The organism is Streptomyces sp. NPDC059718 (assembly GCF_042733315.1).
Lineage (GTDB): Bacteria > Actinomycetota > Actinomycetes > Streptomycetales > Streptomycetaceae > Actinacidiphila.
In genome coordinates, this window is record NZ_JBHWGA010000070.1 from 1 (window position 1) to 14074 (window position 14074).

Consider the following 14074-nt stretch of genomic DNA (forward strand, 5'->3'; position numbering starts at 1 on the left):
GGGTTGCACATCGCTGCGCGATGTGCAAGCGAGAGCCCCCTGCTTCGCAGGGGGCGGCCGCCTCGCTGCGCTCAGCGGTGCGGCCCGCTTCGCGGTCCGTGAACCCCCGCACTTCGTGCGGGGGTTGCCTCACTTTGTTCGGCCGGCCCTTCGGGCCGTGTGGGGCTTCCGCTTCGCTCCAGCCCCAGTACGGGCACTGACGTGCCCTCAAGGTCAGCCTCGCTTCGCTCCCCTGACTGGCCTTCGGCTTCGCCTCCGGCCTAGGCCCGCTATCGCGGGCCAGCTGGCTGGGAGGGGTGCGCCTGGCCGGTTCAGAATTCGCGGTCGATGCCCGTGACCGCGGCCGGCCCCAGGGGTGCGTCCTGCTCGGTGAAGCCACTGTCACGGAGGACGGTGGTGACCAGGCGCACGGCTTGCGTTTCGGCTTCGGTGTGACCGCCGGCCTCAACTTCGAGGCGTACGGAGAATGCGTTGCCGTCGTCCTGGAGGGTGAGGAGGCTCAGTTCCTCGCTTTCGCCGAGGTCGGTGTTCTTCGGGTCTCGTGGCCGTAGCTTCTGTTCGAGTTCGGAGCGCTGGGTGTCGTTGATGCCGTGTACGAAGGTGCCGGGCACAGTGATGACGTAGGTGGTCACGGGGGTCTCCAGGGGGTTCGGTGTCCGGGCAGGGTGCTGGGCTGCCTTTTCAGGGGGTTCGGTGTCCGGGCAGGGTGCTGGGCTGCCTTTTCTGGGTGCCCCGGATGAGGGTTTTGATTCTCTGGCTCCCCGGTGGGGGGAAGATGACGCTTCCGTGGGGCGGGGTGCAGGGTTCATCTGCATCAGTTGGAATCTCTATGTAGAGTTGGTGGAATCATGGCATACCCGGGTGGGTGGGTCAGGTCCTTTGAGGCGGCGGTTGTCTGTGCGTGAATTAAGCGGTCCTGCAGATGTGGCCCGGGGCGCGGTCTGCCCGGAGGCTGAAGGGATGCCTGTCGCGGAAATATCGGAAAGGGTCGATGCGGCCTACCGGCTCGTACAGGGAGCTGCGGAGGGGTCTCCGTTGCCGTATGAGGGGGTTTTCCGGGCGGTGTCGGTGCTGCGGGCCAAGGCTGCGGAGTGGCGGCGTATTGGCGACCTGGTGGAGCAGCGAGGTCTGGCGGTGTACTCGGTGCGGGCTGATCCCGTGTATCTGCGCTGGCAGATGGAGCGTGATACTGCCGTGGGCGAGGCGCGGCGGAGGTTTCGTGCGGCGCGGGAGGATTTGCATCGGGCGCGGGAGGATCGGGAGCAGGGGCTGGTGGTGTCGTTGGGTGGTGAGGCCGGCAGGCGGGTGCGGGAGTGGGCGGGCCGGTACGGTGTCACGCCCGGGCGTCTCTTGGATGAGTTGGTGGAGCAGGCGCGGGTGGACGAGGCGGGTCAATTGGTGGTCGTGGCGTTCATGCCGTCTTTTGAGGAGGGGCGGGCGTGAGTTTTGTGCGGCTGCGTGAGCACCAGGTCGAGGCGAATTCCCGTGTCCGTGAATGGGTGGGATTTCCTGCACGTTCTGCGGTTCCTGCTGAGGGGGCGCGGGCCACGCTGGTGTCCGCCACCGGGTCGGGTAAGACGATCACGGCGGCTGTGGCTGCGCTGGACCTGTTCCGGGACGGCCGGATCCTCGTCATGGTGCCCACCCTGGATCTGCTGGTGCAGACGGCTGAGGCGTGGCGCCGGGTCGGGCACCGGGGGCCCATGGTCGGCGTGTGCTCGCTGGAAGGCGACGAGGTCCTGGAGCAGCTCGGTGTGCGGACCACCACGAACCCGATCCAGCTGGCGCTGTGGGCCGGGGCCGGGCCGGTGATCGTGTTCGCCACCTACGCGTCGCTGGTGGACCGGGACGACCCCGAGGACGCCACGGGCCAGGGGCGGGTGCGCGGGCCGCTGGAGGCGGCACTGGCCGGCGGGCAGCGCCTGTACGGGCAGCAGCTGGCCCCGTTCGACCTCGCGATCCTCGACGAGGCGCACGGCGTTGCCGGGGACCTGGGCCGGCCGTGGGCCGCGATCCACGACAACACCCGCATCCCCGTCGCCTACCGGCTGTACCTGACCGCGACGCCGCGGATCCTGGCCGCGCCGCGGCCGCCGAAGGGCAAGGACGGGACCGAGCTGGAGATCGCCTCCATGGTCTCCGACCCGGCCGGAACCTACGGGGAGTGGATCTTCGAGCTGGGGCTGTCGGAGGCGGTGGAGCGGGGCATCCTCGCCGGCTTCGAGATCGACGTCCTGGAGATCCCGGACCCCGACCTCACCGTGGGAGCCTCCGAGGAGGCAATGCGGGGCCGGCGGCTCGCGCTGCTGCAGGCAGCGCTGCTGGAACACGCCGCCGCACACAACCTCCGCACGGTCATGACGTTCCACCAGCGCGTCGAGGAAGCCACCGCGTTCGCCGCCAAGCTCCCGGAAACCGCAGCCGAGCTCTATGGGAGCGAGCCGTCCGAGCATGCCCTGGCCGAAGCCGGCTCACTGCCGGCGTCGTCGATCGACGCCGGCTTCTACGATCTCGCCGCGCACCGGCACGTGCCCCCGGACCGGGTCTGGGCGCAGTGGCTGTGTGGCGACCACCTCGTGGCGGAGCGGCGTGAGGTACTCCGGCAGTTCGCCAACGGCACCGATGCGGACGGCAAGCGGGTGCACCGGGCGTTCCTCGCCTCGGTTCGTGTCCTCGGCGAGGGCGTCGACATCGTCGGCGAGCGCGGCGTCGAAGCCGTCTGCTTCGCCGACACCCGCGGCTCACAGGTCGAAATCGTCCAGAACATCGGCCGCGCCCTCCGGCCCAACCCCGACGGCCGGGCGAAGGTGGCGCGCATCATCGTCCCCGTCTTCCTTCAGCCCGGCGAAGACCCCACCGACATGATCGCCTCCGCCTCGTATGCACCCCTGGTCGCCGTCCTGCAAGGACTGCGCTCGCACTCGGAGCACCTCCTCGAGCAGCTCGCCAACCGCGCCCTGACCAGCGGACAGCGGAAAGTACATGTCCGGCGCGACGCCGACGGCCGCATCATCAGCGCCGACGGCGGCCCGGACGGCAGCACGGCCACCGGCGGGGGCGCTGCTGAGGGCCGGACGGGGACAGGGGCCGCGGTGGAGTCGGCGCTGCTGAACTTCGCCACCCCCCGCGACCCCGCCACCATCGCCGCATTCCTCCGCACCCGCGTCTACCGACCCGAATCCCTGGTCTGGCTCGAGGGCTACCAAGCCCTCCGACACTGGCGCGAGAACAAGGGCATCACCGGCCTGCACGCCGTGCCCTACGACACCGAAGTCGACCTCGGCGTGACGCGATTCCCGCTCGGACGCTGGGTCAACCAGCAACGACGAGCGCTCCGGGCGGGTGAGCTGGAAGAGCGGCGCAGGAAGCTGCTGGACGAGCCGGAAGCCGGCATGGTCTGGGAACCCGGTGACCAAGCCTGGGAAACCAAACTCGCCGCATTCCGCTCCTTCCACCGCACCCACAGGCACCTCGCACCCAGGCAGGACGCCGTATGGGGCGAAGCCCCCGACAACGGAGACGGCAAGCCGATGCCGGTAGGGCAGCAGATGGCCAACCTCCGCCGGAAGGGCGGCCTGGGCAAAGACCCCGAACGCGCCGCCCAGCGGGCGGCACAGCTCACCGCCATCGACCCCGACTGGAACTGCCCCTGGCCCCTGGACTGGCAACGCCACTACGCCGTACTACGCGACCTCGCCCAGACCGAGCCCGACCACTCAGTGGCCGGCATCCACCCCGGCGTCACCTTCAACGGAGACGATCTTGGGGCATGGCTGGTGCGGCAGTCGAAGGGCTGGGCCCAGCTCAGCACTGAGCAACAGGAGCGGCTCACCGCACTCGGCATCCAACCCGCCCCGCCGAGCGAGGGCGCGGCGCCGAAGGGCACAGCGCACGGATCGAGTAAGGCGCAGCAGGCGTTCCAACGCGGCCTGGCAGCACTCGCACAGTACATCGCCCGCGAAGGCCACTACCGAGTACCCAGGGGCCACACAGAGCCGATTGCAGTGGAAGGTCAGGCAAAACCGGAACTCGTCCGGCTGGGCGTGTTCCTCAGCAACCACAAGACCCGACGCGACCGGCTGGAGGCACAGCAGCGCGCCGCCCTCGCCGAGCTGGGCGTGGAGTGGGCCTGACACCGCGCCGTCCGACCAGTAAGCCGGATCTCGTCGCCGACCCTGGGGCGTGCTCGGCCTCGTCCAGGCTTCCTCACGCGGCTGGTGAGGGGATGGCGGGTGCTCGATGGTCCAGCGCCGCTCAAAGTTCTGCTGGCGCGGGAAGACGTCTCCAGGATCTGCGACAGTGGACGGGCATCCCGCCCGGCCTAGGACGGGCGGGACGACCGTGTCGGCGACGCTGTCGCGTCGTGGTTGGCCCGAACGCTATCGGCGTGCAGGTGGTGAACTTGCGACCAAGCGCTGGGAGCGCCTGCCGGGAACATCCGCAGCGAGCTCGGGCAGCTGGGCGCAGACGCGGGCTGCTCATTCGTAGGACGGCCGCGCAAGGTGATTGCCGTCGGCGTCCTTCCCGCCACTGCACCAGTAGCTGCAGTCACCTGAGCGGTACACCTCGTGCAGGTCGGGGGCTGTGTAGGACTTCACCAGACGGCCGTGCGCAGGGCCGCCCCACAGGCGGTACGTGTAGACGATCGGGAACTGGCTATCGGGATCACTGCTGTTCATGCGGCGCACCGTAGGAGACCCGGTTGGCTTGTGTCGCGTCCTGCCCTTCGTGGCTGCCAGCATGCAGTTCCTGCCGTCTGTCAGCCATGAAGTCCCCCGTGTCTGATCCGGTGCAGCGACTGCGCTGGCGTGGGCGGCCAGGTCGGGCGGTCGTGATCCAACGTGTTCATGGATCGCAGGGCGGCGCCTGGGGCTGAGCCTGATCTTCTCTGAGGAGGCGCGGGCAAAGAACATCATCGTCGATGGGATGAGTGGACTGGTCGTTCGGCCCTGTCGGTACCTGCTCATAGGATCTGCGCACGATGTGAGCCGCGCGCGGAGTGGAAGTGATGAATGGTGCCGCAGGACCCGTGGACGATCGAGGACACCGCGATTACGCGTAGCGACCTTGATCTTTTTGATCATCACTCCGTGTCGAGGCAGCTCAGCCGCATCATCCGGGGCTCAAAGGAATCCCTCGCTGTTGGCTTGCTCGGTCCGTTCGGAAGCGGTAAGTCGTCGGTGGTGCGGATGCTCGCGACCGAGCTAGCCAACAACGATCAGTGGGCGGTATTGCATGTCAGCGCCGAGCACCATAGTGGCGTAGCCCGAGCCCGCGGTCTGATGTACGCGCTGCTCGATGACGCGCATCGTCAGAAGCTCATCAAGGACGACGCTTTCGAAAGCGACCGGAACAGGCTGGAAGGCAGTCACCAGCACACGCTGCCGCGGCGGTCCAAGAGCAGCGCACAAACGGGTAGTAGTGGGCGGAAGTACTTCTTTGCTGCCCTGACTGGACTCGTCTGGGTGGCGGCCATGCTCGTCGTTGTCTGGGGGCTCGGCATGGGCGCCACGGCGCTGCTCCACCTTCTCGGAGCGGCCCGCACAGTTCCGTCCCTGACGTGGTTCGCCGCCGATGGTGCGACTCCACTCACGGGGGTCTTTGTCGTCGGTGCTGTCGTCGCCGGGGTGCTCTCTGCCGGCAAGGAAGGAGCGGTACAGACGCTCAAGGCTTACGAGATCACGGTCACCAGTCCTCGTCCCGAGGCCACGGATGAGCTTGAGCGTGCCTTCATTCGTCTATTGGAGAAGATCAGCCGGCGCGTGGTGATCGCGGTCGACGATATCGACCGGCTGGGGGCATCCGAGGTCCTGGACGCCTTGGCGACCCTGCGCAGCCTGCTGCTGACAGGCGCCCACCACAGGCACAAGCCCGTGTTCCTGCTCTCTTGCGACGAGGACATCGTGCGCGAGGCGATCGTCGGTGTCCGCCCAGGGCTGGCGCACCGGCCTGTGGTTCCGTCGGAAAGCGCCCACGCAGGCACGGAGGTCAGGACTACGCGCAAGGCCACCGAGGAGGCAGCGCAGGAGTACCTGAACAAGCTCTTCACGGTGCGGATTGTCCTGCCGGCCCATCATGATGCGGATCTGCGTACCTACGCCGAGGAGATCTTGCTCCACGGCCCGCGGCAGCACCCGGCCGTATCCGCACTCGGTGGTCCAGCCGTCATGCGAACGCTGCTGGAAGTCCTGGTCCACCGTGATGTCCGGGATCCTCGTCACGTGATCCGGCTGCTCAACTCCTTTTTCACGGACTACGATCTCGCACGCCACCGGGAAGCTTCCGAAGGCTCGGGCAGGCCCCCTCGCATCGCCCTTGGCGAAGTCACCGGCTATCCGGTGGAACTGGCCAGGCTGACCGTACTGCGGCATGACTTCCGGACCCTGTACGACCGCATTTACGCCGAGCACGGGCTGCTGCATCTGCTGGACGACGCGCTGCTGGGCGACGAGAAGGCTCTGGCCGATCCGCTCTTGGAGACCTTCAGGATCAAGGATGCTGATCCTCTCCGGTTGGATCTGAAGAAGGTCGGGCTTGCCTATCTCAATGCCACAGTCCGACGCGCCAAGACACAGCGGCCGGCTCGCATCGGAGCGTTGCTGAGTCTGGGCTCTACGCAAGCGAGCCGCCTTCTTGGAAGTGAGATGGCCACCGCCATCGAATCGGAACTGGTCCAGCGTGACAGCGCAGCCTTCGCCGCACGCCTCGGTGAGGCGCCCAACCGCACCCGGGTCCTGGAGGCGGCCACCGCAGCCATCGATGCGGCGCGTCCTGGCCAGGACCGTGACAACGCGCTGGCTGCCGCTGTCGAAGGGCTGGCACAGGTGCCAGAGTTGGAGTCCGTCGCCGCTCAGGACGAGGATTATCAGGCTGTCCGGGCCCTCACCGACCGTATAGCCCGGCTGTGGGACGAGATGAGCCTGCCTGTCCCCAGCTACGCTCTCGCGCCGCTTCTCGACCTCACCGATGCCGCACACCTCAACCGGCTTTTGGGCACTCTCAAGAAGATTCCTACCGACGAGGAAGAGGCACGCACATGGGCGACCACGCTCCTCACCTTGCCTTCCGGCAGCCACGCAACGGCTCTGCGCCCCGACGTCGTCCGCTATTTCAACCATTTGGCTGAGGCCGGCAGCAAGCAGAACCTGGAGTTCTGGACGACTCGCCGGCACGTTCCCACGGATGCCTTGCCGACCGAGGTGTTCAGCTCGCTGATGGTGCTTGCCGCCCGCTACGGGGACGGAACAGCGCTGCGGAGGGCTGGCCAGCTCACCATCGACGGGGCTGACACCCACGGATGGGGACGCAAGATCATCAAGGCCCTGCTGTTCTGTCTCAGCAACAGCGACGAGGTACAGCTAGAGACCGTCGAGATCCTGTGCCACACGGCTCCGAAAGACGACTGGGGACCGTCCCCTGACGGCTCCCCGCATACACTCGCCTCGGACATTGCCGTCGCCGTGTCAGCATTCCTCGCAGAGGACGAAGGCGACAGTGCGCTTACCACGGCCCGCCTGCTCCGGGACTGGCTGCCGGGCATTGTGCAGCTCCGAGACGCTGACCGAGCCCTCCGAGCAGTCGGGGAGGCAGTTACTGCCGTAGCCGGCGACGACGAAGAGTTGGCTGCCGTGGCTGGCGGCATCCTCACAGGCCTGCCCCAAGAGCACGCCGCCTCGCTGGCCATGGCGCTCGCTCACACACTCGACAGCCACCGCGACCTCGATGATCCTGTCGGTGCCAGCCTTCGAGACGGTCTGCTCCACTACTTGCACGCACTCCCCGAAGACGCCGCGTCGGAGGTACAGCAAGCTGCTTCACTCTGCGCGACTACGCTGACCACCGAGGTGGAAGCCCTCACTCCGGGTGGCCGTTTCGCCCGTCGAACACTGCCGATGCTACTGACAACGGCCACTGGGCGCGACGGCGCGTCTGGCGTCGCCGAACGCCTGATCGTCGGCATCCAAAACCAAATCGGTCAGGAAACGCAGGAGTTGCTCGAAAGCCTCCAGCTCGTCTTCCGCGACCAGATGGTGCGGAGTCAGTACTTGCCCCGAGCCCTGCAGGTCATGCACGCATTGATTTCGTACAACCGCATCGAACCGGCTCTGTCCTTCCTCGCGCACTACATCGACGACCCGGCCGTCGACTCGGCGTGGCCACCGATGTTCGCCTCCCACTGGGCCGCCCTGCCCCAGTCCACCCGCAGCAGGGCAACGGCAGCAGCCGAACGCGCTGACATTGCGGGAACCGGCCTGCCGAACCTGCTCTTGGAACACCTGCTCAGCACCGAAGACACCGCACCTTGGCAGTACGCCACATCCTTGTGGAAGCACCTCGGGAGTGAGGAACAGAGCAGGTTGGTGGCCGACGCGCGAGGCCGTGCTCCCGGTCTCGCGCAGTACCTGAAAACGGCGGACTCGGACCTGCTGTGCGCGGCACTCGTCAAATCGTCCGGCGACCACTTGCCGCAGACGTTGCAACTGATGCACGGCTCTCCGCAGGCAGGGTCGGCCATGACCTCGTTCATCGACCACTGCCTCGCCCAGCCCGACTGGCAGCCGGATCGGATCGCGGTAATCGTTGCCGCTTGCCCTGAACCAGAAGCGCTCTGGAGCCATGTGCTGCCGATCATGGCCGAGGACCAAGGCACAGCCGCGAAGGTCGCCCACATCATCGGGTCACTCATCGAAAGCCACCCCGCCTCCATCCCTACAGCTCTGCTGCAGTATCTGCACCCGATCCTGAAGGTTGCGGATCCGGCCTTGGCGACTGAACTCGGCAAGGCGCTGCGATCCCAGAAGAAGTTGGCCGAGAAGCTGCGTAGATCCCTGACCGGATTCGGCAGCACTCCCGAGCAGCGGGCCCGCAACAAGGCGTTCAAGGATGCTTCGGGCATCTAGGATTTGTCCGGATACACGCAGAACCTCAGGACGCCCTGATGGGACACAGCTCCCGTCTCGTCGCTGGCCTAGAACAGGGTGCCTGGCGGGCTTCCGCATGACAGCTCGCACGGGCAGAGCCGAACTGGCCACGCTGGGCGGCGTGATGGGTCATACTGGTGGGCGCGTCTAGCCTGCCTACTCATCGAGCAGGGCGACGACGATCACGAGGAAGGCGGTGCGGCAGAGGTTATATGAATCGGCTTAGGGGCTTTATAAGCATTCTTTTTGTTAGCTACATCATGTAGCCCAGCCTGCCCAAAAAGCCGAAGAAATCCTCCCCCGCAAAAACCGCACACCACCTCTTCTAAATTTTCCCTCGGGCCACTCAGTGCCCCCGGGGAGCAGCAGCCTGCCGTAAAACACCACCGGACCGCCCATCGGCGGCGCCGGCCCTCGGCATGCCTGCACACCCTGGCGCACCCGCGCCGTCTCTCCCCGACCCAGCCGGCCCTCACCGGCTCGTTCAGGCACGAGGCGGCAGCGCCGCTCGGTGCCGGAAGGGCATCCACACGATGAACTCCCCCACGACACCGCTCGCAGGCATCGCGGCCGGCCTCCCCGCCGTCCTCGCCGGCGCCCTGGGCCGTGCCCCCTGGTGGGCCGTCGGAGCCATCGTGATCGCCAGCTGCCTCGCCGTACCGGTGACCGCCATGGTCCTGGACCACATCCGCCAGCGGAAGGGGAATCTCGTCGACGAGAAATTCGCCGCTGCCCTCGACGAAATCCACGACCCCGAAAAGAAGATCCAGGCGATCATCAGTTACCGGCTGGCCACCGCCTCCACCACAGCCCCGCAACCACCCCCCGACCCACCACCAGGAAACCCCCGCGCGGACCTCCAAGCCTCCGGCCAGGAACCTGCCACCACATAAGGACAACGAGGCACCCAGGCCGGACGCAGCAAGACATTCGACTGTTGCCTGACCGGAGGGAACAGTACTGAAACTGCCAGCGATCGACCCGGATTGGAACTGACCGTGGCCGTTGGACTGGCACCGCCCCTACCGTGTCCTCGCCAACCTGGTCGACGCCGACGGCCACCTGCCCGACATCACACCCTGACTCCCGGCGCGACAAGGTCACCGAGGAAAAGCGATACACCCTGCGCAAACTGGGCATCTGCTTGGTGAAGTAGCGAAGGGCAGCGCCATAGCCTGGTGCCGCCGGACGAGCCAAATTCGCTCGTTCATGCGTGGGATTCGTCGGTAGGTTGCTCATCATGGTCTACAAGTTCGGGCCCAATGAGCAGTGCCTGCGGCGCTGCCGGGCGGTTGTGCCGGTGATCCTGAGAGCGGCTGAGCAGGTCACCGGTGAGGGTGTGCGGGTGCTGTTCGAGCATCAGAATGTCGTTCGGCCGCTGATGGGCTGGTGGCAGTTCACGAACCGGACGGCGCGGGCACTGGTATCCCTGTACGACCAGGGGTACACAGTGGAGGCGGCGCCTCTGATGCGAAATCTATTGGGCCACTCCTATGCGATGAACTGGCTGGCCGACAGCGGCGAGCCAGCAGTCGTGGCGCTCACTGATTACTGGAACGAGCACCGTCGGAAGCTCGCCCAGAACATGAACGAGACCTGGAATCTTCCAGAGCCAGCTCCCGCGCCTTCAGAAGACCCGATCGTGTTCGCCAACCCCGAGAGCGAGCAGATCCACAGGCGGCTGGTCGGCGAGCTCAAGAACTTCGACACCATGGTCAAGGCGTACGGCACTGCCGATGTCTATCCGGTCTACCGGCACCAGTCGGCCTACTCACACACCACGGGTGCGACTGCCGACGCTTTCCTGATCATGGACGACGGCAAGTTGAAGTTCACCACGGAACCCAAGGGCGGTGAGGCCGATATCACCGCCGAGCGGCTGTGGATTCCCGTGGCCTTGCTTCAGGCGGCAGCGGCCATCAGCCCGCTGTTGGTGGGGAACCCCATGAAGCCGACCATTGAGAAGGCGATGAGTGACCTTGCGCTGCCGTCCACGTTGCTGCACCTTCAACGGACCCGGCCCCTCATCTGAAGCCTGTTCGCAGGTCGCTGCGGTGGCCGCATGAGCGCGACCGCGGTGACTGCGCTGCTTCATGCTCCAGTGCGCGACCGATCGCGACGTTGCTGGCGTGCCGCTCGGAGGGCAGCGCGCTGTTCGGGTTGGACGTAGATGATGAATACGGCCTCTTGGATCAGCGAAGCCACATCGTCTACCTCTTCGTAGGAGAAGGCCAGCCCGTCGTGAAGGCTCCAGTTGCCCAGTGTCCGGGCCTCGTCGAGGTCGCGGACGACATCGGCTGGTACGCCTTTGTTGATCAGGTCAGCGATCTTTTCCTTGAGGTTCCGTCCGGTGGCCCCGCGGTCTTTGCAAAGCCCTTCGACGGCCGCTCGGTACATCGCTGCTGCTGCCCGGAGCGCGCCAGCCTCCTGGCATTTGGTGCCTTCGCTGAAGAGGTCGCGGACTTCTTGGGGGGCCGTTGGATCCAGGGTCTGCGCCGACCGTCGAGGATGCACCAGGACCAGGATCCGAGGCTTGGACGCCTTGTTCTCGATGGCTGTGGCGATGGCGTCGTGATCGTCACCCGTGGGCAGGTCCGGGCCCCAGTGCTGGTGCACAACAGCAGTCTTCCTGCACCTCTGGCAAGTCAGAATGTGCTCGACAACACGGAAGACGTCGTCCTTGGGTCGCGGGTCCGGGCTGGGACTAGTGCCGTTGAAATCTGCACCTGAGCGGACGGCGCCGAAGGGCCTCTCTTTCAGGGTCGGCCAGACATCTCGTCGGCTGACATGGTCGAACGCCACGTTCAGCTTGCAGTTCGGACACTCGCCCGTCGGCGTGCGGGTGTCAATGGCTTCGATCGTGACACGGCTGCGCTCACTCATTGGCCAAGGGTTTCACTTGACGGCGCTACCACGCTCCTGATTTGTGTGGTCAGCCTTCGCCACTCCTCGTGTCTCGGCTAACGCGGCCAGACGCAGTAGGCGCAGAGTGTCCGCTCATGCGTCCTTGATGAACGGCAGTCCGACGGCAAGGAGTTTGGTCTGGAGTTTGATATCGTCGCTGGCCACGTAGACGGAAGCACCGCTCCGGCGCCAGAACCGCCGGTGGTAGAACCGGGTATGACCTTCATAACGCCGGGCATGGCCGCTGCCGGGATCAAGGCCACGGGCACCGTGGCCAGCGCTCTAATCGGACGGTACCGGCCCACAGGCGTGCCCCGGCTGGGCAGCAACGAGGACCGCGCGGAAGCATACCGGCGACTACTGGATGCCTCCGCCCGCTCCTTCGGCTTCGCCTACCAGTTCGCCCATCTCCGGCATAAGGCCGGACGGGCAGCGGACAAGGTGTTGCTGGGTCAGTTGCCCCAGGCGTGGGAACTGAGCAGCGAACTCATCGGCGCGCTGCAGGGCGTGCGGCTGTGCGGCAGCGTGCACGTCATCGCCGCAGCGGAGACCCTTGTTGCCGCGACCGGCGACCTTGACCTGAACGAGGAGAACGCCGACCGCTTCCAGCAACAGGCCGAGGCCGTGGTGGCCGCCCGTGATGCGTTTCTGGACGTCTGCCGGGAAGACCTCGCCTACACCGCCCGCTGGTGGCAGGCGCGTCGACGGATCAAGGAGCGCCGCTTCCTGCGGGAGCAGGCCGGCCGTTGAGGCAGCCGGCGGTAGCGCAGTCGTCGGTGCAGTGCCAACGCCGCCCCTCGCGGGGATGCGCCTTATCCGGGTGTATCTTCGCATGCTGGCGAACCTGACAGCGTTCAGCGCGTCGTGCCGCACACGGAGCCGATCAACGAATTGCACCTGGCGGAACCCGGGCTGGTCGTCATCGACCTCGCGGCCGTCGATGGCCACACCGCCTTCGCCGGAAATGAGTCGAGCGAGGCACGCCGCAGCCCACAAAAGACGCCCGCCCAGCTGGGTACGGGATGCATTCATCGCGGGGTAAGTCAGTTGTAGAGGCCAGCACCCAGTTCGACGAGATGCTGACCAGCGCCAGTGGCGACGGCCGTGGTGAGCGCAGGGCCTGCTAGGCGCATGATCCTGCGCCAGATGCGGCCCCCCTGCTCGGGGTCACCGCCCTCACGTTCAAGGGCCACAACCTCGGCGTCAAAGTCCTCGGCGTCGACCGGGTCGAGGGCAAGCTGCGGGGCGACGTCGCGCAGGCCCTGCACGAGGCTGGTGAGGGCTTGGGCGTCGATGCCGTTGCCCGCGTTGACCGTGTTGTGGTCGCCGGTCACGACAACTCCGCCGCTCACCTCGCCGTGGACGACGGTACTCCCGTGGTAGTTGTTAGTGGTCCCGGCGGTGCTCTGGGTGTCCATGTAGTTCCTTACTGCGCGGCCGCTGCGGATGCAGGCGCTGCCTCCGTCGGTGATCTGCAGCAGGTACGGGTCGCTGTCGTTACGGTGAGTTGGGCTCTCCGCGAGCTCGTAGCTGACGAGTTCGGCCACGGCACTGGAAATCTCACCGGCTGTGAGCGGGGTGCCGACGAAGTAGGCGGTAGGGGCGTCCGCAAACTTCTCAGGCTCGACAGACGTGTCCTGGTCGTACAGCCATCGCAGCAGGGCGTTGGTCGCGTAGTCGGCACGGCGGACGCGGTCACCAGCGAGCTGCTTGAGCCGCCGCACCTCTACGCGGCCCTCGTCCGTCAGGTGCACCGCCGTATCGTCACCGCCGAAGCTACGAGAGATCTGGACGAAGCCGTGCTGCTCAAGCTGGAGCGCGAGATCTCCGGCTTCCTCCTGCGAAAGGTGCTCGCGTTCGGTGAAGACCGCCATGTCTTGGAAGTGCCCGCGCTGCTCGACTGCCCGCTCGTGGAGCCACAGCAGGGCCTTTGGCAAGTACGGGTCGTAGTCGATGTCGCCGTGCGTACCGGAGCCGGTGACCGGATCCGTGCCAATCGGGATACGAATCGGATGGCGCCGCACCGAGCGTTCCACGCCCTTCTGGATCTGGCGCATCATCTCGTCGATCCCACGCTGATTGATCTTGAACCCGGTCAAGTGTGGCTCCTTCCGGCAACGACCCTTGCAAGGCTATCGGCCACCACCGACACACCAGGCCGCTGAAGCCCCACAAACTCCCCAGGCAAAAGATCCTGCATGGGGGTCACAGGCGTCGGCCCAGCCTCCGGGCCTTGCAAGCAGCGCCTG

At 66.4% G+C, this 14074-nt stretch carries 11 protein-coding genes; 7 read left to right on the forward strand and 4 right to left on the reverse strand.

Translation table 11 applies throughout. The annotated features are described in order from the left end of the window. Positions 1 to 311: 311 nt before the first annotated feature. Entirely contained in the window at positions 312 to 632 is a 321-nt protein-coding gene (locus ACFV3E_RS42730) for a hypothetical protein (RefSeq protein WP_500541369.1), read from the reverse strand. A gap of 328 nt (positions 633 to 960) precedes the next feature. Between ACFV3E_RS42730 and ACFV3E_RS42735 the strand changes: the two genes are divergently transcribed. Then, a complete protein-coding gene (locus tag ACFV3E_RS42735) occupies positions 961 to 1443 on the forward strand; it encodes a hypothetical protein (protein WP_500541371.1) in 483 nt (160 codons plus the stop codon). Next, positions 1440 to 4133, forward strand: a complete 2694-nt coding sequence (locus tag ACFV3E_RS42740; RefSeq protein WP_500541373.1) for a helicase associated domain-containing protein — start codon at positions 1440 to 1442, stop codon at positions 4131 to 4133. Before ACFV3E_RS42735 ends, ACFV3E_RS42740 begins: the two co-directional genes overlap by 4 nt. Before the next feature lie 345 nt (positions 4134 to 4478). On the opposite strand, the gene ACFV3E_RS42745 is transcribed toward ACFV3E_RS42740, so the two are convergent. After that, entirely contained in the window at positions 4479 to 4679 is a 201-nt protein-coding gene (locus tag ACFV3E_RS42745) for a hypothetical protein (RefSeq protein ID WP_500541375.1), read from the reverse strand. A gap of 333 nt (positions 4680 to 5012) precedes the next feature. Between ACFV3E_RS42745 and ACFV3E_RS42750 the strand changes: the two genes are divergently transcribed. The 3 genes from ACFV3E_RS42750 to ACFV3E_RS42760 all read left to right on the forward strand — a co-directional run bounded on the left by ACFV3E_RS42750 (position 5013) and on the right by ACFV3E_RS42760 (position 10953). Beyond that, positions 5013 to 8900: a P-loop NTPase fold protein gene (locus ACFV3E_RS42750; protein ID WP_500541377.1), complete on the forward strand. Its 3888-nt coding sequence runs from the start codon at positions 5013 to 5015 to the stop codon at positions 8898 to 8900. Between the two features lie 554 nt (positions 8901 to 9454). Next, a complete protein-coding gene (locus tag ACFV3E_RS42755) occupies positions 9455 to 9814 on the forward strand; it encodes a hypothetical protein (protein WP_500541378.1) in 360 nt (119 codons plus the stop codon). 347 nt (positions 9815 to 10161) lie between these two features. Beyond that, positions 10162 to 10953: a DUF5677 domain-containing protein gene (locus ACFV3E_RS42760; RefSeq protein ID WP_500541380.1), complete on the forward strand. Its 792-nt coding sequence runs from the start codon at positions 10162 to 10164 to the stop codon at positions 10951 to 10953. A gap of 59 nt (positions 10954 to 11012) precedes the next feature. Here ACFV3E_RS42760 and ACFV3E_RS42765 read toward each other — a convergent pair whose 3' ends face one another. Then, the gene (locus ACFV3E_RS42765) at positions 11013 to 11804 is read right to left on the reverse strand and encodes a DUF4145 domain-containing protein (RefSeq protein WP_500541382.1); all 792 of its coding nucleotides are present in this window, start codon (positions 11802 to 11804) and stop codon (positions 11013 to 11015) included. 258 nt (positions 11805 to 12062) lie between these two features. On the opposite strand from ACFV3E_RS42765, the gene ACFV3E_RS42770 reads away from it, so the two are divergent. Continuing rightward, complete coding sequence (locus tag ACFV3E_RS42770) at positions 12063 to 12575, forward strand: hypothetical protein (RefSeq protein WP_500541384.1); 513 nt, start codon at positions 12063 to 12065, stop codon at positions 12573 to 12575. A gap of 114 nt (positions 12576 to 12689) precedes the next feature. Next, entirely contained in the window at positions 12690 to 12878 is a 189-nt protein-coding gene (locus tag ACFV3E_RS42775) for a DUF6207 family protein (protein WP_500541386.1), read from the forward strand. On the opposite strand, the gene ACFV3E_RS42780 is transcribed toward ACFV3E_RS42775, so the two are convergent. Further along, positions 12869 to 13924, reverse strand: coding sequence for a hypothetical protein (locus ACFV3E_RS42780; RefSeq protein WP_500541388.1), 1056 nt, complete (start codon positions 13922 to 13924; stop codon positions 12869 to 12871). The genes ACFV3E_RS42775 and ACFV3E_RS42780 overlap by 10 nt on opposite strands. Positions 13925 to 14074 lie beyond the last annotated feature (150 nt).